This is a genomic window from Qipengyuania huizhouensis (assembly GCF_019711635.1).
GTDB lineage: Bacteria > Pseudomonadota > Alphaproteobacteria > Sphingomonadales > Sphingomonadaceae > Qipengyuania > Qipengyuania huizhouensis.
The window spans coordinates 164,318-183,935 of the sequence record NZ_JAIGNT010000002.1 but is presented as its reverse complement, the minus strand read 5'-3'; the positions used below and the strand labels follow the sequence as shown (position 1 = coordinate 183,935).

Annotated in this window: 18 protein-coding genes and 1 tRNA gene; 5 read left to right on the top strand and 14 right to left on the bottom strand. The window is 61.0% G+C overall.

What is annotated here, in order from left to right; all coding sequences use genetic code 11:
* Nucleotides 1-5: 5 nt before the first annotated feature.
* Nucleotides 6-833, bottom strand: a complete 828-nt coding sequence (locus K3180_RS03380) for a hypothetical protein (RefSeq protein ID WP_221538261.1) — start codon at nt 831-833, stop codon at nt 6-8.
* A gap of 381 nt (nt 834-1,214) precedes the next feature.
* On the opposite strand from K3180_RS03380, the gene K3180_RS03375 reads away from it, so the two are divergent.
* From K3180_RS03375 to K3180_RS03360, 4 genes are all read left to right on the top strand, one after another.
* On the top strand, nt 1,215-1,868 hold the full coding sequence (locus K3180_RS03375; protein ID WP_247710270.1) for an energy transducer TonB: 654 nt from the start codon (nt 1,215-1,217) through the stop codon (nt 1,866-1,868).
* A 47-nt stretch (nt 1,869-1,915) separates the two neighbouring features.
* Nucleotides 1,916-2,728, top strand: a complete 813-nt coding sequence (locus K3180_RS03370) for a MotA/TolQ/ExbB proton channel family protein (protein ID WP_221538259.1) — start codon at nt 1,916-1,918, stop codon at nt 2,726-2,728.
* Nucleotides 2,729-2,810: 82 nt separating this feature from the next.
* Nucleotides 2,811-3,338, top strand: coding sequence for an ExbD/TolR family protein (locus K3180_RS03365; protein WP_221538258.1), 528 nt, complete (start codon nt 2,811-2,813; stop codon nt 3,336-3,338).
* A 50-nt stretch (nt 3,339-3,388) separates the two neighbouring features.
* On the top strand, nt 3,389-3,832 hold the full coding sequence (locus K3180_RS03360; RefSeq protein WP_221538257.1) for an ExbD/TolR family protein: 444 nt from the start codon (nt 3,389-3,391) through the stop codon (nt 3,830-3,832).
* Nucleotides 3,833-4,011: 179 nt separating this feature from the next.
* Here K3180_RS03360 and K3180_RS03355 read toward each other — a convergent pair whose 3' ends face one another.
* The 4 genes from K3180_RS03355 to K3180_RS03340 are packed head-to-tail and all read right to left on the bottom strand — an operon-like array spanning nt 4,012 to nt 9,034.
* The gene (locus tag K3180_RS03355; RefSeq protein ID WP_221538256.1) at nt 4,012-6,471 is read right to left on the bottom strand and encodes a ligase-associated DNA damage response DEXH box helicase; all 2,460 of its coding nucleotides are present in this window, start codon (nt 6,469-6,471) and stop codon (nt 4,012-4,014) included.
* A gap of 46 nt (nt 6,472-6,517) precedes the next feature.
* The gene (gene pgmG / locus K3180_RS03350) at nt 6,518-7,921 is read right to left on the bottom strand and encodes a phosphoglucomutase/phosphomannomutase PgmG (protein WP_221538255.1); all 1,404 of its coding nucleotides are present in this window, start codon (nt 7,919-7,921) and stop codon (nt 6,518-6,520) included.
* On the bottom strand, nt 7,911-8,219 hold the full coding sequence (locus tag K3180_RS03345; protein WP_221538254.1) for a J domain-containing protein: 309 nt from the start codon (nt 8,217-8,219) through the stop codon (nt 7,911-7,913). Before K3180_RS03345 ends, pgmG begins: the two co-directional genes overlap by 11 nt.
* On the bottom strand, nt 8,216-9,034 hold the full coding sequence (locus K3180_RS03340) for a division plane positioning ATPase MipZ (RefSeq protein WP_221538253.1): 819 nt from the start codon (nt 9,032-9,034) through the stop codon (nt 8,216-8,218). Before K3180_RS03340 ends, K3180_RS03345 begins: the two co-directional genes overlap by 4 nt.
* A gap of 89 nt (nt 9,035-9,123) precedes the next feature.
* Here K3180_RS03340 and panC point away from each other — a divergent pair, with 89 nt between their 5' ends.
* Nucleotides 9,124-9,975, top strand: a complete 852-nt coding sequence (gene panC / locus K3180_RS03335; RefSeq protein ID WP_221538252.1) for a pantoate--beta-alanine ligase — start codon at nt 9,124-9,126, stop codon at nt 9,973-9,975.
* 21 nt (nt 9,976-9,996) lie between these two features.
* Here panC and K3180_RS03330 read toward each other — a convergent pair.
* The 9 genes from K3180_RS03330 to pepN form a co-directional block, all read right to left on the bottom strand.
* Nucleotides 9,997-10,070 (bottom strand) — tRNA-Gly (locus tag K3180_RS03330).
* Nucleotides 10,071-10,117: 47 nt separating this feature from the next.
* Nucleotides 10,118-10,750, bottom strand: coding sequence for an OmpA family protein (locus tag K3180_RS03325; RefSeq protein ID WP_221538251.1), 633 nt, complete (start codon nt 10,748-10,750; stop codon nt 10,118-10,120).
* A gap of 8 nt (nt 10,751-10,758) precedes the next feature.
* Nucleotides 10,759-12,609 (bottom strand): cation:proton antiporter, encoded by a 1,851-nt coding sequence (locus tag K3180_RS03320; protein WP_221538250.1) that lies wholly within the window; start codon nt 12,607-12,609, stop codon nt 10,759-10,761.
* A 90-nt stretch (nt 12,610-12,699) separates the two neighbouring features.
* Complete coding sequence (locus tag K3180_RS03315) at nt 12,700-13,236, bottom strand: adenine phosphoribosyltransferase (RefSeq protein WP_221538397.1); 537 nt, start codon at nt 13,234-13,236, stop codon at nt 12,700-12,702.
* Nucleotides 13,237-13,310: 74 nt separating this feature from the next.
* Entirely contained in the window at nt 13,311-14,159 is an 849-nt protein-coding gene (locus K3180_RS03310) for a cytochrome c1 (RefSeq protein ID WP_221538249.1), read from the bottom strand.
* An 18-nt stretch (nt 14,160-14,177) separates the two neighbouring features.
* On the bottom strand, nt 14,178-15,473 hold the full coding sequence (locus K3180_RS03305; RefSeq protein ID WP_221538248.1) for a cytochrome b: 1,296 nt from the start codon (nt 15,471-15,473) through the stop codon (nt 14,178-14,180).
* 23 nt (nt 15,474-15,496) lie between these two features.
* Nucleotides 15,497-16,066, bottom strand: a complete 570-nt coding sequence (gene petA, locus K3180_RS03300) for a ubiquinol-cytochrome c reductase iron-sulfur subunit (protein ID WP_221538247.1) — start codon at nt 16,064-16,066, stop codon at nt 15,497-15,499.
* Nucleotides 16,067-16,277: 211 nt separating this feature from the next.
* Nucleotides 16,278-16,946, bottom strand: coding sequence for a peptidoglycan editing factor PgeF (pgeF, locus tag K3180_RS03295; RefSeq protein WP_221538246.1), 669 nt, complete (start codon nt 16,944-16,946; stop codon nt 16,278-16,280).
* Nucleotides 16,939-19,590, bottom strand: a complete 2,652-nt coding sequence (gene pepN, locus K3180_RS03290) for an aminopeptidase N (protein WP_221538245.1) — start codon at nt 19,588-19,590, stop codon at nt 16,939-16,941. Before pepN ends, pgeF begins: the two co-directional genes overlap by 8 nt.
* Between the last annotated feature and the right edge of the window lie 28 nt (nt 19,591-19,618).

The window sequence follows — 19,618 nt, the reverse complement described above, 5'->3', positions numbered from 1 at the left end:
TTACCTCAAAGACTCCGCTCGCAACTGCCAAGTTGTTCGATAACATAAGAGTAATCTCGCGCTGCCAGGCCGCGCGAACGGGAATCGCGCGACAAGTTCGCTTCGCCGGGAAGTTCTGCAGGAAGGGAGCAGGCCAGCCTGTACCATTCAAGCGTGTCCGGCTGGGGCGGGCGCGCCGACTGGTCCACGATTTCGGTCCAGGAGACGCCCCAGCGAGGCGGCTGGTTCGGCCGGCGGACCACGGTGATCGAAACGGGGCCATCGTTCTCGGTATCGAGAAAAAGCTGCGTCTCCGATTCTCCCGCCAGCGTACCTTCCACACCCAGCGCATCGGCAACCCGGAGGATGCGGGGTGGGGCATCCGGCGCGACCAGGGAGGTCAAAATGGGACGCAGACGCGCTTCCAGCTCAGGCGTGTAGGTCTGCTGGGCACCTTCTCCCACCAGCTGTATCTCGCCCGGGCGCCCCGGCACGGTGCGCGCGAAGAGGAGCACATCCATTTTCTTCAGTTTGGGTGCATTGCCTTTTGCGTCCACGGGAACATCGACGAGATAGCGCAGGTCTTCTCCCAAGGGTACGTCCCCGGCAAGAAGCGCCTGGGTACGCGCTTCGACATATAGACGGAGATAGCCCGGAGCGAGTCCGGGAGAGCGTTCGGGTTCAAGCGTCGCCTGGTCGCGGATCTCGGCCCGCACTACCAGCGGCGCGCTTTCTGCCAGCCCTACGATATCGGCATAAGTGAGAGCGTTTTCCTCCGATCCCACTTCCTGGGCCATGAGGGGAATTGCCGAAAGAAGGGCGACTGCGGCGGCGAAGATCGGTACTCTGCGCATGAATGAAATGCAAACCTCTCACGATAACATCTGCTGTATGCAGTCGGGAAACCACTTGGCGGTATCGGGAGTTCCCTGAGAGCCCAGCCGTGAATTGACGGTTAACCGATAAAGCGTTTGCCCCCCAAGGTCTCGCCCGCTAAGGGGTGCACAAAATCTGGGTCAGTGATACAATATTGCCTGAAAGTTGCCTTTGGCGACTATATCGGGAACAGGCCTGGACAAGCACCGACGTTCCTGCATGGGTCGCCGAGGTGTAGATTGGAATGCGGTGCCGTGGACAGTTCTACTTGTCCTCCTTCACGGCGCCTCGAATGGCCCGGTGCGAATCGGGCGGATACGATGGAGTGATGCAACCGAATGGCTTATGCTGACCAACAGATGAGTGGGAATCGCGTAATCGCGATCATCATCGTTGCCCTCATCCACATTGCCCTCGGTTACCTGCTGATCACCGGTCTTGCCGTAGATGCGGTCAAGAACGTGGTCGAGCGTGTAACGACGATCGATGTGGAAGAGCCGCCGCCGCCGGAACCGGAGGATGAACCGCCGCCTCCGCCCGAAGATGTTCCGCAGACAGTGCCGCCTCCGGTTGCGCCGCCGCCGCCGATCAATATCGCGCGAACGCCGCCGCCCGTGCGGACCACGCCTACGATTCCTCCGCCTGCTCCGCCAGCGCTGAGGATACCTCCGCCGGCACCCCCGGCGCCTCCTGCTCCGCCCGCACCGCCTTCGCAGGCACGTGGCGCTTCGCCGGACAATCTGAATCGTTGGGCTGCGCGCATTCAGGGCGACTATCCTTCCAGCGCACTGCGCCGCGAGGAACAGGGTACGGTTACCATGCGGATCACGATCGGGGCAAACGGGCGCGTCGAGGCGTGCAGCGTAACCGGCAGTTCCGGGTCCAGCGCGCTCGATGACGCGGCGTGCCGCGGAATGCAGCGATACGCACGGTACAATCCGGCTTTGAATGCTGCCGGCAACCCGATTTCAGATACTACCACCCAATCGATCCGTTACGTTCTGCCCGACTAGGGACCACGGCAGGACAGAAGACGCATTTTTCAAGAGGACTTTCCGTTATGATTATCCAACTTCTCGCTGCAGGTGTCGAAGCACCCGAGAGCTCTTTCGGTTTCTGGCAGGCCATGGAAGAAGGCGGCCCTGTCGCCTGGTCGATCCTAGGCGTCATGATCATCATGTCCGTCGGCTCGTTTTACATCCTTTTCACCAAGCTGTTCGAACAGCAGAAGGTGATGAACCAGTATAAGGATGTCCGCAGCAACTTCTGGCGGGCTAACACCATTCGGGAGGGCGCCACCAAGCTGGAAAAGAACAGCGCATGGCGCCAGCTGGCCGACGATGCGATCGCCGCCGAAGACAAGCACGCCAAGCTCAACGATAGCCTCGAAGCACATGACTGGATGCACGGTTCGCTCGCACGCTCGGAGCACGCCATCCAGGCGAAGCTCAACGGTGGCCTGCCCTTTCTGGCGACCGTGGGTGCGACTGCTCCCTTCGTAGGCCTGCTCGGTACGGTTATCGGTATCTACCGCGCACTGATCAACATCGGCGTCGCCGGTTCGGCCTCGATCGACAAGGTCGCCGGCCCGGTCGGTGAAGCACTGATCATGACCGCCATCGGTCTGCTGGTCGCGGTTCCGGCCGTGTTCGCCTACAACTGGCTGCAGAGCCGTAACCGCAAGATCTTCGACATGATGAGCGGCTTCTCCACTGATCTGCTCGCCAACATCAACTCGGGCGGCACCATCAAGCCGGCTACGATGACGGCGACCTCGACGCAGACCGCAGGCAAGGCGGCTGCCGGTCGGACCACCACCGCGGCAACCACGCCGGCGGCGGGTGCATCGACCACTACGACGACCAAGCGCTAAGTCGAACGGTGCGGGGGCGATCTCCGGTCCCGCACCATTCGCTCGCAATTGTGTGACTATTAGTACGGATAGGATGTAAGCTATGGCGATCCAGATGGGCGGCGGCGAAGATTCGCCGATGTCGGACATCAACACCACGCCGCTCGTCGACGTGATGCTGGTGCTTCTGATCATCTTTCTCATCGCGGTCCCGGTCGCGATTCAGACAATCGATCAGCTCGAAATCCCTGTCCTCGAATCGGTCGAATCGAAGGACAAGGTCGAAAATCTGCTGCTCACGGTGAGCACCAGTGACGAAGCGGGTCGCAGCGCTGGTGACACCGGCTATACGGGCGCCTCACGTACCGGCGAATGCCGCGTCTATTTCAACAACATCACCCCGGTCACCTCTGAAGAGCTGTATGATCAGGCCTTCGAGCGCCTCGATGCTATCGTGCAGCGCGCCGGCGGGCCCGAAGCGATCATGAACGATCCCGAAGCGATTCCGCAGGTTCACATCCGCGCTGACGTGAATGCCCCGTGGTCGTGCGTCGCAGGTGCAGTATACAACGTCCAGGCTGCCGGTTATCCGACCGTCGGCTTCATTTCGAACCCGGTCGACCCGAACTGATTGCGTTCATACGCAACGGTACCGGTTCCAGAATTCAGGAGTAACCCACCATGGCAATGTCAGGCGGCAAGGACGATGGCAGCCCGATGATGGAAATGAACATGACGCCGTTGATCGACGTCCTGCTCGTTCTTCTCATCATGTTCATCATCACCATTCCGGTCGCGACGCATTCGGTAGATATCGACCTGCCGCAGCCCAACCCTGACCCGCCGCCGGTCGACGTCGAGCCCGACAAGAACAAGCTCGTGCTCACCCAGGACGACCGGATGCTTTGGAACGGTCAGGAAATCACACAAGGCGACCTCGTGAATCTGCTGCAGCAGTCCACCACGATCAATCCGGAACCCGAGCTCCAGTTCGAACCGGAAGCTCTCGCCAGCTACGATCTGTCGGCCCGCGTGCTGCAGATCATCAAGGCCAGCGGCGTGACCAAATTCGGCTTCGTCGGCAACGAACGCTACCGCACTTTCGGCAAGGCCGGAATGCAGTAAGTTCGACGCGAATTCTCGAACTATTGAAGGGGCGGAGCAATCCGCCCCTTTTCTTTGTCCGGGTCTGGATGGGGCCGTGACATGCCGTTGGCCCCGAACAAACTTGATTCTCCACACTCGCTGCCCGGGGAGTGTGCCACTCCAGCCAGCAACGGCTTCAGGCAGGACGATAGGGCACTCTAGTGAAGCGCATCATCGACGCGCATCGCCGCCCCGGCAAGGCTCTCGGCTTCGAGCAGAAGCTCGTCATCTACTGACCCTTGGGGCGTCGCCTCCCGACCGATCATCACCATTACCGGCACGGCGAGCGGGCTGACGCGATCCAGTTCTACGTGAACCAGCTGCTCGGCTGATCGGTCGAGTAGGTCACCCAACCTTCCCACGTCTGTCATGCGTGTACGAGCATCGGCCCAAGCCGCCTCAAGCAGAACGTGATCCGGTTCATACTTGCGCAGGACGTCATAAATCAAATCGGTCGAGAACGTGACCTGCTTGCCGGTCTTCCGCTTGCCAGGATGCTGGCGCTCGACCAGTCCCCCGATCACTGCGACTTCCCGGAATGCTCGGCGCAAAAGGTGCGAATTCTGCACCCATTCGATGAACTCGTCCCGGAGGATCTCAGGCGATAGAAGCGGAGCCGGGTCTTCGACTGGCTTCAAGCCCCAGACGGCCAGCGAATAATCGTTCGCCACGAAACCGCTCGGCATTAACCCGCGATCCTCCATCCGGCGCGTAATCAGCATGCCGAGGCTCTGGTTCGCGTTCCAGCCTTCAAACGTATAATAGACGCTGTAATGCCGTTTGGCATGCGGGAAGCTTTCGACCAGCAATTGCCCCGGCCCAGGCATCCGGCTTCGCCAGTCCTGCACCTCCAGCCACTCGCGCACGTCATCGGGAAAGCGCGCCCAACCTGCCCGGTCTGCAAGCAGGGTGCGAACGCGCTCGGCAAGATGCGTAGTCAGCGGCATGCGTGCCCCACCATAGCTCGGTATCATCGCATTTGAGGTGGCGGCTTTTACGAGCACCTCCATGTCCTGCAGTTTGACGACCTCCAAGCTCATCCCTGCAAATGCGAAGGTATCACCCGGCGATAGCGAAGCGGCAAATCGCTCCTCGATCTTGCCCAGGCTGCGCCCTCCTCGCCCACGCCCGGAATTGATCCGCACTTCTAGCATCTCGCTATCGATGATGATGCCGGCGTTCATCCTGTGGCGCGCAGCCTGCTCCGGATGGGTCAGCCGCCATACCCCTTCCGTATCGCGCACGATCCGCTTGAACTTGTCGTAGGCCTGCAGGGCATAACCACCGGTCGCAACGAATGTCAGGATGCGTTGCCACACCTCCTCGTCAACCCAGGCGTAAGCAAGGCTCGAACGTATCTCGCGCAGAAGTTCGCCCTCCTGGAACGGAGCGGCGCATGCGCAGGCCATGACATGCTGGGCAAGCACATCGAGCCCTCCGGGACGAAAGCTCTCACCGTCGCGCACTCCCTCGTCCACGGCTTCCTTCGCCGCAGTTGCTTCAAGGAATTCGAACCGGTTGCCCGGGACGAGTACCGCGCGACTGGGTTGATCGAGTCGATGGTTGGCGCGCCCGATCCGCTGGAGCAGGCGCGACGAGCCCTTGGGCGCACCCATCTGGACTACCAGGTCGATATCTCCCCAGTCCACACCGAGATCGAGGCTGGCGGTCGCGACAAGTGCGCGCAGTTCGCCGCGTGCCATTGCGCCCTCCACCTTGCGCCGCGCCTCTTTCGACAGCGAGCCATGATGAATCCCTATCGGGAGCTTGTCGTCATTCACATCCCACAGGTTCTGGAAGATGTATTCGGCAAGGAAGCGCGTATTGGTAAACACCAGCGTCGTATTGTTGCGCCTGATTTCCTCGTAGAGCTGCGGAATGGCCCAGGTCGCGGCATGGCCGCCCCAGGGGACCCGCTCTTCCTCTGGCAGGAGAATCTCCACTTCGGCAGGAGCGACATGTTCGCCTTCGACCAGTTCGACGCTTTCGGCCTCACCCCATGGCGCCAGCCATTCGCGAAATGTTCCAGGCCGGGCTACCGTCGCCGAAAGCGCCGCGCGTTGCACATCGGGCGCAATCGCCTGCAAGCGGGAGAGTGCAAGCGCCAGCAAATCACCACGCTTTCCGGTGGCAAAAGCATGGACTTCATCAATCACCACGCGCTTCAGTCCGGAAAACATCTCGAAGCTGTCCGGATAGGAAAGGAGAAGGGAGAGGCTCTCGGGTGTCGTCAGCAGGATATTTGGCGGCCGGGTGCGCTGGCGCTTCTTGCGATCGGACGGCGTGTCGCCGCTACGTGTCTCGACGGTGATAGGCAGATCAATCTCTGCGATCGGGGTGAGAAGATTGCGCTGCACGTCATGCGCCAGCGCCTTCAAAGGCGAGACATAAAGCGTGTGCAAGCCTTCCGGCAGCGTCCCCTCGGTGCGCGAGGGCGCGAAGGCCGCGAGGGTCGGAAGAAAACCGGCGAGCGTCTTGCCAGCCCCCGTATCGGCAACGAGAAGCGCGTGGTGTCCCGCATCGCTCGCCGCAAGCATGTCGGCTTGATGCCGCCGCACGCGCCAACCGCGAGCAATGAACCAATCAGCGATTTCGGGCGGGATCGGGTGCGAGTTCACGCTGTAAGAGCGTTGTGGTCCGATTACGGTTCCGCCAAGCGCAAGCTCAATGCCCCACGCTTGCTCCACGCTGCAGGCCGCTTAGCGATAGTTGCTCGTCTATCTGGGCCATGAGTCGTTCGAGCCCCTCCTCGGTATCGCTCTCCGCCCGGGCGACCAGTACATCCTGCGTGTTCGAGGCGCGCAGCAGCCACCAGCCATCAGAAGTATTCACGCGCACCCCGTCGGTGCCGTTGACATCCGCATTCGTGCCGGAGAGGCGTTCTTTCACCTCCTCTATCGCCGCGAACTTACGACTTTCATCGACCTGGAAGCGCATTTCGGGCGTGTTGATCATCTGCGGCATGTCGCTGCGCAGTTGGGTGACAGATTTGCCGAGGCGTGCCGAGGCGGCCATGAGTCGCACACCGGCATAAAGTGCGTCGTCGAAGCCGTAATAGTCATCGGCGAAGAAGACGTGCCCGCTCATTTCGCCCGCAAGCGGCGAGCCGGTTTCCTTCATCTTGGACTTGATCAGAGAATGGCCGGTCTTCCACATCAGCGGCTCCCCGCCGCAAGCCGCGACATGGTCATAAAGGGCGCTGCTGGCCTTCACATCGGCGATGATCGTCGCGCCCTTGCGGCTCGCCAGCAGGTCTTCGGCATAGATCATCAAAAGCTGATCGCCCCAGATCACCCGACCCTCGCCGTCGATCGCCCCTATGCGGTCACCATCGCCATCGAAGGCCACCCCGAAATCGAGAGACTTCCCTGACACCAATGTCTTCAGGTCCGCGAGATTTTCTTCAACTGTAGGGTCGGGATGATGGTTGGGAAAACTGCCATCGACCTCTGTAAAGAGAACATGGTGTTCTCCCGGGAGCTGGGCAACAAGCTGTTCGAGCGCGGGTCCGGCAGCACCATTGCCCGCATCCCAACCGATCCGCATGCCCTCGAGCCGGCCAGGATCTACCCCTTCCAATGCAGTGAGCATGCGGGCGACATATTCATCGAGAAGGTCACGGTCCTCGGTTTTACCCGCCCCATCGGCCCATTCGCCCGCAGCCGAGCGGCGCCCGAGTTCCTGGATGTCGGCCCCGAAGAAAGGACGGCCCTGGAAGACCATCTTGAAGCCATTGTAATTGGGCGGATTATGGCTGCCGGTTATCTGGATACCACCATCCACCTCGCCGTCGCTAGCTTCTGCATAGTACAGCATGGGCGTCGCCCCGAGGCCCACACGCACCACGTCGCAGCCGCTGGCCGTCAGGCCCTCGACCAGAGCGTGTTCAAGCATGGGTGACGAACGCCGCCCATCATAGCCCACCGCCACGCGACTGCCGCCGGCTTCGCGCAGCATGGAACCGAAGGTTCGGCCGATCGCCCGGGCATCGTCGGCCCCCAATGTTTCTCCGATGATCCCCCTGATGTCGTATTCGCGCAGGACAGTGGGATCGAATTCATGGTTCATTGGGTAACTCCGGGACGTCGTAAGGTAACTCATCCAAGAGAAGGTCGCGCGCGGCATTGAGTTCCTGCATTTGCGCCTTGTCGCCCCCGCGGTCGGGGTGTGCGAGCCCGGCCATGCGGCGATGTGCCTCGCGGATTTCCTTATGATCGGCACGCTCCGATACGTTGAGCAGCTTGCGCGCACGCCTGATCGCTTGGATGCGGGTTGGTGCGGACCGCAGGTAATCCCAGGGCCACTTGCCGAGCGCCCATCGGAACAGGACCGACAGGACGATAACGAGCATCAAGGCCTTGATCATGCGTCGATCGTTTCGAGTGGCTGTTCCACGCGCTTCTTCTCGGGCAGGCGTAGTGCGGCCATGAGCTGTCGCAATTCCTGCCGTGCGACGAGGTGGCTGGTCCCCAGGTCACCGAGATGGCCCTTGTCGAGCAACGTCAGTCCCGAAGGAAAGAGTTCGCGGTAAATGACGCGCTCGGACAGACCATGGGCTACGCGAAAACCGACACGTTTCGACATTTCGGATAGCGCCTGCTCTATACGGCTGCGATTGCGCGCCTCGGTGTGGCCGGTCCGGTTGCGGACTACGACCCAGTCCATTTCGGGGCGGCCCTCATCGATCCCCTTGCGGCTACGCTTGATGCGAGCCTCCCAGAGCAGCTCGGCATAGAAGGACAGCTTGCGCACCTTGAAGCTCTCGCCTTCGACCTGGCCGATCAGGTCGAAATCGACAAAACTGTCATTCATCGGCGTCACCAGCGTATCGGCTTGAGTCGCAGCGTAACGAGCCAGTGGATCGTCTCGCCCCGGTGTATCGATCAGGATGAAGTCGGCACGCCTCCCATGCTCCATCACTATCTCGCCGAATTCTTCGTCCGGGATCGGCGGTATCGTGTGACACTCGATAGTGGGAAGTTCGATTTTGCGCCGCTGCGTCGTTTCCGCGCGATTTTCGATGTAACGGGCAAACGTCCGCTGCCTATGATCCAGATCGAACCCGACGACTTTCGCACCGCGATAGGCAAGTGCAATCGCCACGTGCACGGCCGTGGTCGACTTACCCGTTCCGCCTTTCTCATTGGCGAAGGTGATCCAGTGCGGGGCGGCGTGGGGCAAGGCTGTATCCGGCTCTTCTTGTCGTTGTGCTGGCTGCCCTCAATTCGCTAGGGCAGCGGATAGGAAACCATATCTGAGGGGACTCGGGGTTGCAAACCGCTCGCACGCTCGAATTGTTGAGGAATTCGCTGTCTGTCCTGCGCCAGGACGGCGGCAGTATCGCCCTCGTACCCACAATGGGCGCACTTCACGAGGGACATCTCACGCTGGTTCGCCGCGCGCGGCAACAAGCGGATCACGTTGTCGCCTCCATTTTCGTCAACCCGCGCCAGTTTGGTGCAGGTGAGGATCTCGATGCCTATCCGCGCCAACTGCAACGTGATTCCGAGTTGCTCGAAGCAGAAGGCGTAGCCCTGCTATGGGCGCCTGCACCGGATCAGGTCTATCCTGAGGACTACGCCACCAACATATCGGTATCCGGTGTGAGCGAAGGGTTGTGCGGAGCCGAACGCCCCGGCCATTTCGACGGTGTGGCGACAGTCGTTTGTAAACTGTTCAATCAGGTCATGCCCGATATGGCCTTCTTCGGCGAGAAGGACTGGCAGCAGCTAGCGGTTATCCGCCGCATGGCGCGCGACCTCGACCTTACACGACCGCATGTCGACAATATTCACGGCGTATCCATCGTACGAGAGACGGACGGTCTCGCGATGAGCAGCCGCAACACCTACCTTTCACCCGAAGCGCGCGAGCAGGCGGCAAGCCTTCCCCGCGCCATGCGCGATGCCATTTCGGCGCTTGCCGGCGGAGGTGAAGCTGACCAATCGCTCGGCAATTTACAGGAAGTGTTGCTAACCAGCGGCTTCGACAGTGTCGACTACGCCGAACTCCGCGATGCCGACACCTTGGCAAAGCTTGAGACAGATAACGGCAATGCCAGACTGTTTGTCGCGGCGCGGATCGGAGGAACAAGGCTGATCGACAATATGCCGGTTAGTTAGGGTATCGATAGGAAGGATGAATGGAGCGGGTAAGGGGAATCGAACCCCTCTAGCCAGCTTGGAAGGCTGGAGCATTACCACTATGCTATACCCGCGCTCCGGGCGATGGCAGATGCCCGCCTTCGCCAGATTCGTCAACCGGTCATCGCACCTGGCGGCCAGCGCGGTCACTTGCTCGTGACGATTGCGTTTCGTCCTGCTCGGACTCGCTCAGTGTCTCAATGAGCGTTTGTTCGCGGTCCACCTGGCGCCCGGTTTCAACCGTCACCTCAACCCGACGATTTGCCGCGCGCCCTTCTTCGTTGGGGGAACCGTCTGGCAGGGCATTTGGCTCGATCGGGTTCTGTTCGCCGAATGCTATGATCTTGATACGTTCCTCAGCGATCCCGTTCTCCACGAGAAAGTCGCCAACGGCCTCCGCTCGTGCTCGCGAGGTTTCGAGATTTATTTCATCGCTCCCGGCAGAATCCGAGTGACCACGCAGCACGATGGAACCACCCGCATCGACTTGCGGGGACTCGACGATGGTGGCCAGTTCCGCGCGCACCGCTTCGGTCAATTCGGGTGTGCCATCCGGAAAGGACAATGTCGTCTCGAGTGGCAGCAATACCGGCGGGGGGAGCATGGATTCGCCAGACTCGGTCGGATCCTGCTGGAAAATCGAGCGGCCGTCATCTGGCGACGGAGCAGGATCGGGCTGTTCCTCTTCCGCATTTCTACAACCGGAAACAAGCAGCGCGCTTGCAGCCGCTGCTAGAATAACGGAATTCTTCAATTCCCGCCTCATGTGGGCTGCACCCCCTGCTTCTTGCTCGCCTTTTTTGCCGCTTTTTCTTCAGCTGTCTTCGTTTGTGGCGGTGAAAAACTCAAGATCGTATCCCCTGCTCGCGGCTCGGGCTTCGCCGCGTGGGTAAAGAAACGGATAGTCCCGTTGTCGCGTATCAGCAAAAGCATGTTCGCGGCGTCTGGAAGCTTCTCCTGCATTTTCTCGAAGTCGAATTCTTCGGACAATCGCGTCTTGCGGAAAACCCAGCCCTGCCGCTGGCGCTCGCTGACGTCTTCCACGCCGAAGCCGGATTCGAACAAGGCGCGTCCCCGCAGGCTCGCTGGAAGCGCATGCTTATCGTCACCATCGGCCGACTCGCCGAGTTGGAAGACGCGGTCACGGCCGATCTCATGTGCGAATTCATTGCAGACCAATGCGTTATACGCCTCGTTCTCTGTCGCGGCGACGAGATTCTGGTAAGGGGCCAACTCGAGATTATGCTCGGTCGCCTCATTGAGGATTTCGCCGTGATAGAACGGAATGCCTTTCTGCCGCGCTAGTGCAAGCCGTTGCCAGCTGGCATCCACGACGATCACTGGGGCTTTCATATCGCGCATCTGTTCGGCCAGAGCGATGGTCCACGGCGTGCTTCCGACGATCAGCATACCCGGGCGGGTTGTGCCCTTCACCTTGAGCAGCTTGGCCACGAAATCTACCGTGAACCCGTGGGCAACGATAGTTACGACCACGACAGCGAAACTCAGCCCGATGAGCAGGTTTCCGTCAGTATAGCCTAGATCCGAAAGGCGCAGGGCAAACAGGCCGGAGATTGCGACCAGAACGATCCCACGGGGAGCTATCCATGCGAGGAAGAGACGCTCATTCCAGGGAAGGTTGCTCCCCAGGAGGCTGAGCAGAATGGTCGCCGGACGCACCACGAAAAGGAGCGCCAGAAGGAACAGGCCGATGGGCCAGTTTATGTAGCGAATATCTTCGATGCTGAGCGATGCCGAAAGCACGATGAAGATGCCCGACACCAATAGAACCGCAACGTTCTCCTTGAAGGGGTGAATGGATCGCAGGCTGGTGACATCCATATTGGCAAGCGCGACGCCCATCACGGTCACTGCCACGAGACCCGCTTCGTGTTCGATCAGGTTGGAGATGACGAAGACGCCGATGACCGTAGTGAGAAGGACGGGCACCTTGAGATATTCGGGTACCGCACCCCTCGGGAAGGACCATGCGATGGCTAGCGCGGCGACATAGCCGATAAGGCCCGCGATAATCGCCGCGATAATCAATGGCGGGACCACTTCGAACAGGGTCGCGCCGGGCTGTTCGGCTACCTTGCGGAAGTATTCATAGGCGATGACGGCGCAGAGCGCGCCCGTGGGATCGTTGACGATCGCTTCCCACTTCAGGATGGAAGCGGGGCGTGATTTGACCGAGCTTTGCCGCAAGAGCGGAATGACCACTGTCGGGCCCGTTACCACAAGGATCCCGCCGAACAGGATGGCGACCTCGGGAGCGAGTCCAGCGATATAGATCCCGGCCAGTGCGCCGAAGAGCCAACCCAATACTACTCCGATCGTTGCCAGCCTCCCTACCGCGCTGCCGGTGTGCCGCAACTCCCGAAAATCGAGGCTCAGCCCGCCCTCGAAAAGGATGAGCGCGACGCCAATGGCCACCATGGGTTCGAGCAAGGCGCCAAAAGCGTGTTCGGGATCGAAAACGCCCAGCACCGGGCCCGCCAGGAACCCGGCGATCAGCATAAGCACGATGGCAGGAAGCCCGGTACGCCAGGCGACCCACTGCGCGCCGATACCGAGGATGCCCACCAAGGCTATGACGAGTGTCTGTTCCATGCCCCTCGTTGAATGACTGCCCCAGGCCGGGCTGTTCCAGTCACCAATGCCCTACCACCGGGTTTTATCCAAGGGCACTGGCGGTTTTTCTCAATCGCCGGCGAAATCCATCACTGCAGCGACGCTTACCCCGCATTCGCCGAGCCTTTTCGCCCCGCCCAGATCGGGCAGGTCGATAACGAAGAATGCATGTTCGACCACCGCACCCGCCTCGCGCAGCAGCCGGGCGGTAGCGCAAGCAGTTCCGCCCGTGGCGAGCAAATCATCGACCATCGCAACCTTCTGCCCAGGCGCGACCGAGGCTGGGTCCATCTCGAGCCGGTCGGATCCATATTCGAGAGCGTAGTCGACGCCGATCGTGTCGCATGGCAGCTTTCCGGATTTGCGAATGGGGAGGAAAGGCAGCGCGAGTTTTGCGGAAACCGCAGCGCCGAAGATGAACCCCCGGGCCTCCATTCCGGCAACCGCCTCAGCTGCGCTACCGCGAACTCTTTCAGCGAGCCAGTCTACTGTGGCAGCGAAGCCTTCACCATGTCCGATCAACGTGGTGATATCGCGGAACTGGATGCCCTCGATCGGAAAATCGGGAATGGTCCGGACCAGCGATTTCAGTTCGCGAGGGGAAATAATCTCTCTCCTTCAAAACGAAAACGCCCCTCGCATCACATGGATGGAGGGGCGCCGTGTGTCATTAGAGCGGCTTACTTCTTGGGTTTTACTGCCGCCCAGATCTGTTTCTTCGACATATATGCCAGGATGGTCGCGAAGAGCAGGAAGATCAGCACGGGCCAGCCGGTCTGCTTGCGCTTCACCATGGTCGGCTCGGCAGTCCAGGTAAGGAATGCTGCCACATCCTTGGACATTTGCTCGATGGTCGCTTCGGTCCCGTCATCATAGGTCACCTGACCGGCCGTGGTTATGGGAGGAGCCATAGCGAGGTTGAGGTTGGGGAAATAGGGGTTGTGATAGAGACCTGGCCCCGGTGCCGCTTCGGGATGCTCCTCAAGCAGCTCTGCCGACGGTTCCTGATAGCCCATCAGCAACGAAGCGACATAGTTGGTGCCATTGCCACGCGCTTTCGTCATCAGGGAAAGATCCGGCGGGATTGCATTGTTGTTCGCCGCAGCAGCAGCCACCGCATTGGGATAGGGCGAAGGGAAATAGTCGGTCGGCAGTCCGGGACGCATGGTCGCTTCACCGGTGTTCGGATCGATACCGGGGACCTGCTTGGCCGCAGCATAAGCCTTAACCTGCCCTTCCGAATAGCCGAGCTGTTCAAGGTCGCGGAATGCGACAAATTTCAGGCTGTGGCAGGCCGAGCAGACCTCGTCATAAACCTTGAGACCCCGCTGAAGCTGCGCATGGTCCCACTTTCCGAAGGGGCCATCGAAGGACCAGGAGAGGTCCATGGGATCTTCGTAAGGAAGGTGTGGTGCAACCTCTTCGGTGGCGGCGTTATAGGCACCGACCACAAAAGCCCACAGGGCGGCAACGGCAAAACCGAGGCCGACGAGGATGGCGACAAGGCGGACGCTGAGAAGCTTGGTCATTGGTCTCTCGTTACTCGCTTAGACGGCCGGCGTCGTATTTTCGCCTTTGACGACCTTCTTGTCCGAGCCGAGAACGGCTTCGGTGATCGAATAGGGCAGCGGTTCGGGTTTCTCCACGTTCGAGATGATCGGAAGGATCACCAGGAAGTGGAGGAAGTAATAAGCGGTCGCGATCTGGCTGAGCATCACATAGGGTTCTTCAGCCGGCGCGCCGCCACAGATGAACAATACGATCATCGCCGGGATCAGACCGAACCAGAAGAACTTGCGGAACAGCGGGCGGTAGTGACCGCTACGTACCGGCGACTTGTCGAGCCAGGGCAGGAAGAACCACAGCAGGATCGACGCGAACATGGCGATCACGCCCATCAGCTTGGCGGGGACGAACAGGAAGTCGACCGTGAAGGCGCGCAGGATCGCGTAGAACGGCCAGAAATACCATTCGGGCACGATGTGCGCCGGGGTCGAAAGCGGATTCGCCTCGATATAGTTGTCTGGGTGGCCGAGCGCATTGGGCAGGAAGAAGACCAGTGCGAAATAGGCCAACAGAGCGATGCCTAGGCCGAAGCCGTCCTTCGCTGTGTAATACGGGTGGAAGGGAACCGTGTCGCTTTCGCTCTTCACTTCGACGCCCGTGGGGTTCGAAGAACCCGGGATGTGCAGCGCCCAGATGTGCAGGATCACCACGCCTGCGATCACGAAGGGCAGCAGGAAGTGTAGCGAGAAGAAGCGGTTCAGCGCGGCGTTGTCGGGGGCGAAACCGCCGAGCAGCCAGACCTGGATCGGCTCGCCGACCAGCGGAATTGCGCCGAACAGGCCGGTAATGACCTTGGCACCCCAGAAGCTCATCTGGCCCCAGGGCAGCACGTAACCCATGAAGGCGGTGGCCATCATCAGCAGGAAGATGACGACCCCCAGCAGCCAGATCATTTCGCGCGGCGCCTTGTAGCTCGAATAGAACAAGCCACGGAAGATGTGCAGGTAGACGACGATGAAGAAGAAGCTTGCGCCGTTGGCGTGGGCATAGCGCATCAGCCAGCCCCAGTTGACGTCGCGCATGATGTGTTCGGTCGTCGCGAAGGCGACCTGCGCATTCGCCGCATAATGCATGGCCAGCACCACGCCGGTGACGATCTGCACGACGAGGAAGAAGCCGGCAAGAACGCCGAAATTCCAGAAGTAACTCAGATTGCGCGGAACCGGATAACCGGCGCCAACGGCATTATAGACCAGGCGCGGAAGCGGCAGCTTCTCGTCAAGGAACTTCGTGACCGCATTCTTCGGTTCGTACTGGCGGGCCCAGGGAAAGCTCATGTGTCTGTCTCTCGTCTTCTAGCTCAGCCGACCTGGATCACTGTGTCCGAGGTGAACTCGTATTCCGGCACTTCGAGGTTGGTAGGCGCCGGGCCTTTGCGGATGCGGCCGGCAGTATCGTAATGCGAACCGTGGCAGGGGCAGAAATACCCGCCGAATTCGCCCTTCACTTCGCCTTCGGCAGCGCCCAGCGGCACGCAGCCAAGGTGGGTGCAAACACCCATGGTGACGAGGATATCGGCGTGGCCTTCCTTTGTTCGTTCAGCCAAGCTCTGGGGATCCCGCAGTGAAGCGGTCGGCGTTGCGTTGGCCGCAGCGATCTCTTCGGGCGTCAGGCGCTTCACGAAAAGCGGCTGCTTGCGAAACACCGCCTTGATGGCCTGGCCGGGCTCGATCGCAGAAACGTCGACTTCTGTAGAACTCGCCGCGAGCACGTCCTTCGACGGCGCCATCTGGCTCACCAGTGGGTAAACCACCGCAAGACCGCCGATGCCGGCAGCGCTGACCGCTGCAATGTCGAGAAAATCGCGGCGACGCACACCTTCGTGGGCGGTCGCCGTCGCGGGATTAGCGGTTGCAGTCGTGTCTGCCATCAGCGCTTTGCCTTGCCTGCCTTAAGCTCTGCCGCACTGTTGGGCGCGGCGGGATATGTTGCGGTCCTGTGTCCGGATGATGCCGTTGGCCGACGCCGAAAAAGCGTGCGCGAATGCCCCCGGTATTTCCGGTTTGGTGGCGCCTCTAGCCGCTATGCGACCCCTTGCCAACCGCCATTTTGGTCCGAATGCACCGTTGGGTTCGACAAGCTCAATCGAGAGAGGGCAAGGCAATCACGCTGGTCTGTCGCCCCCCTGTCTCCTCACCGCGATGGGTCGCGCGACGATAAGAATGGAATCGGCTCTCGTCGGCGTAGGTATCGAGCGCGAGATCGGCGATTCGCCCCGTACCCGCGGCACGCAACCGCCAAGCAACATAAGCAGGCAGGTCGAACTGGAAATGCCCGCCATGTCCGGCCCGGAAGAACGGATCGTCAGCGAGCTCGAATTCGCTGCGAAAGGCGGCGTCCACTTCGTAGCTTTCCTGCGCGATGGTAGGCCCGATAGCGGCAGCGATCCGAACCCGGTCGGCGCCAAGTTCTTCCATCGCCTCCAGTGTATTCTCAAGCACCCCTGCGCGCGCGCCTCGCCAGCCCGCATGGGCCGCCCCCACTACACCAGCCTTGAGGTCGGCGAACAGGACAGGCGCGCAATCGGCGGTGACGATCCCGAGCAGCAGGCCGGGCCGGTCGGTTACCATGGCATCGCCCGTACGCACATCGCCGCCCGCTTCGCGGATGATCACCACTTCGGCGGAATGGACCTGATCGAGCTTTACCATGGGCGCGCCGGGCAGAACGTCTTCGCCCTGCAACCCCTCGCGAGTGGAGAAGCCATGCGGCACGCCGTTGAGCGCCTCGGAAGTCAGCACCTCAGCCAAGCGAACGGGTGACCTGTTCGAAAGTATCGCGCGACAGCTTGGGCGAGGCGGCAATGCGTTCGAGTTCCGCGCGCATGAACGCCGATCGGCCTGGCTCGAGCTTCCGCCAGCGCCCTAGAGCGGGCACAAAGCGCGCCGCAGTCTGTGCATTGATCGGGTCCAGATCCAGGATGAGATCGGCGATCAATTTGTAGCCCTCGCCATTTGCGGCATGGAAGCCATGAGGTGCGCCGGTGAATGGCATGTAGAGCGAGCGAGCGCGGTTCGGATTCCTGAGCGTGAAGTCCGGGTGTTCGGCGAGCGCTTTGACATGCTCGATGACCTGAGGGTGGAGTGAACTAGATTGCAAAGCGAACCATTTGTCGATCACCAGCGCGTTGCCCTGATAGCGGTTATAGAAGTCCAGAAGCCGCCCGGTCCGCTCGGCGCTATCGATCCCGGTCAGCACCATCAAGGCACCCTGCCGATCGGTCATGTTGTCGGCGCGGTCGTACTGATGGGCAGCAAGTTCGGCAGCCTTCTGCGGATCGTCGGCAGCGGCGTATGCGAGGATCAGCGTCTTGAGCTTGCGTGCCCCCTTCGCCTCGGCGCTCTGTGAATAAGGGAGCTTTTCGGCGCGATCGTAGATTTGATGGAGTTCGTCCTGCAGCTCACTGGCAATAAATGCTTTCAGCCCCTCACGCTCCTCGAAGATACGACCGGGATCGGCGGCCTCGATCTGCTCGGCGATATACGTCTGGCTCGGCATGGAGAGCAGTTCGCCGCGCATCAGATCGTCGAGCGCATCGTCATCGGTCACCGCACGGAGAGCGCGGACGATGTCGGCTCGTCCGGTATTGCGTGTGTCTTCCGACAGCTCTCCCTTGCTGGCTGTGACAAGGTGGCGAACCATGAGATCCTGCATCGCTTCGTACCGCGCGAAGGGGTCGTCATCCTTCGCGGCCAGAAAGACAAGCCCATCGGGCGCGATATCGCGCCCGATGGTGACCGGCGCGGAAAAGCCGCGGTTGATGGAGAGTACCGGCTTTTCGGCAAAACCGGAGAACCGGAAAGTGTCGCTCGCCTTGTCGAGAACCACCAGATGCTCGCCGGAATGCGACCCACTCTCCCGATCGAACAGCGCAATCCTGAGCGGTACGGGCATGGCCTTCTTGTCGTCCTGACCGGGAGTCGGCGGGACTGCCTGTGACAGCGTCAAGACAGCTTCGTCGCCCTCATGAGAGAGTTCAACGCTCACCTTCGGCGTCCCGGCCTGCGAATACCACAGGCGGAACTGCGACAGATCCAGACCCGTGCCGTCCTCGATCGCCTTGACGAAATCCTCGCAGGTTGCCGCCTCGCCGTCGTGGCGGTCGAAGTAGAGATCGGTGCCGCGACGAAACGCTTCTTCCCCTGCCATGGTGCGCATCATGCGGATGACTTCGGCGCCCTTGTTGTAGACGGTCGAGGTGTAGAAGTTGCTGATCTCGCGGTAGCTGTCGGGGCGGATCGGATGGGCGAGCGGTCCCGAATCCTCGGGGAACTGGACTCCGCGCAGCACGCGCACGTCCTCGATCCGCTTGACAGGCGCACTCCCCATGTCCTGGCTGAACAGCTGGTCGCGCAGCACGGTGAAGCCTTCCTTGAGGCTCAGCTGGAACCAGTCGCGGCAGGTGATGCGGTTGCCCGACCAGTTGTGGAAGTACTCGTGGCCGATCACGCCTTCGATCCCGTCATAGTCGCCATCGGTGGCGGTTTCGGGGTCGGCGAGGACGTATTTGGTGTTGAAGACGTTGAGGCCCTTGTTCTCCATCGCGCCCATGTTGAAGTCGGACACGGCGACGATGTTGAAGAGGTCGAGATCGTACTCGCGGCCGAAGGTGTCCTCGTCCCACTTCATCGAGCGCTTGAGGCTCTCCATGGCATGCTCGGTGCGCTCGAGGTCGCCCTCGCGCACCCAGACGTTCAGTTCGACCTTGCGCCCGCCCATGGTGGTGAAGCTGTCGCTGCGCGCCACGAGGTCGCCAGCAACCAGCGCGAAGAGATAGGACGGCTTGGGCCAGGGATCGTGCCATTCGGCCCAGTGAGTTGCGCCATCTTCACCCATATCGGCCCGGTTGCCGTTGGAAAGCAGCACGGGGAAATCCTTCTTCGGCCCGCTCATCCTCACCGTGTAGGTGGAGAGCACGTCCGGGCGGTCGGGGAAGAAGGTGATGCGGCGGAAGCCCTCGGCCTCGCACTGGGTGCAGAGCATGCCGGAAGAGGCGTAAAGACCCATCAGCTGCGAATTCGCGCCGGGGTCGATCTCGGTCACGATCTCGATCATGTGCCGATCGCCTTCCAGCGTGACCACCAGATCGTCGCCGTCCATCATGTGTCCTGCGCACTCACCGCCGTCACAACGCAGCGACACCAGTTCGAGCCCGTCGCCATTCAGCCGGATCGTGGGCGAGGCATCCGCATCGGGATTGCGTTCGACCTCCAACAGCGCGGTGACGCGCGTCTTTTCCAGGCCGAGTTCGAAATCGAGCCGGGTCGTGGGCACCAGCCAGGGGAAAGGCTGGTAATCCTCGCGCCGGATTTCCGGCGGTGCCGTGGGCTCCACGGCCGCATCGGCCATCTCGGGATTGCCATCGGGTGTCGAAGGCGTGCGCGCGATATCCATTCTCGTCCTGTCCTTTGCGGGTTCCTCG

Coding starts and splice junctions, on each gene's coding strand:
- K3180_RS03320 (WP_221538250.1), bottom strand. CDS start 12,609: ATGGAACAGACACTCGTCATAGCCTTGGTGGGCATCCTCGGTATCGGC.
- K3180_RS03360 (WP_221538257.1), top strand. CDS start 3,389: ATGGCAATGTCAGGCGGCAAGGACGATGGCAGCCCGATGATGGAAATG.
- K3180_RS03310 (WP_221538249.1), bottom strand. CDS start 14,159: ATGACCAAGCTTCTCAGCGTCCGCCTTGTCGCCATCCTCGTCGGCCTC.
- K3180_RS03305 (WP_221538248.1), bottom strand. CDS start 15,473: ATGAGCTTTCCCTGGGCCCGCCAGTACGAACCGAAGAATGCGGTCACG.
- K3180_RS03375 (WP_247710270.1), top strand. CDS start 1,215: ATGAGTGGGAATCGCGTAATCGCGATCATCATCGTTGCCCTCATCCAC.
- petA (WP_221538247.1), bottom strand. CDS start 16,066: ATGGCAGACACGACTGCAACCGCTAATCCCGCGACGGCGACCGCCCAC.
- pepN (WP_221538245.1), bottom strand. CDS start 19,590: ATGGATATCGCGCGCACGCCTTCGACACCCGATGGCAATCCCGAGATG.
- K3180_RS03365 (WP_221538258.1), top strand. CDS start 2,811: ATGGCGATCCAGATGGGCGGCGGCGAAGATTCGCCGATGTCGGACATC.
- K3180_RS03345 (WP_221538254.1), bottom strand. CDS start 8,219: ATGATCAAGGCCTTGATGCTCGTTATCGTCCTGTCGGTCCTGTTCCGA.
- pgmG (WP_221538255.1), bottom strand. CDS start 7,921: ATGAACCATGAATTCGATCCCACTGTCCTGCGCGAATACGACATCAGG.
- K3180_RS03370 (WP_221538259.1), top strand. CDS start 1,916: ATGATTATCCAACTTCTCGCTGCAGGTGTCGAAGCACCCGAGAGCTCT.
- K3180_RS03380 (WP_221538261.1), bottom strand. CDS start 833: ATGCGCAGAGTACCGATCTTCGCCGCCGCAGTCGCCCTTCTTTCGGCA.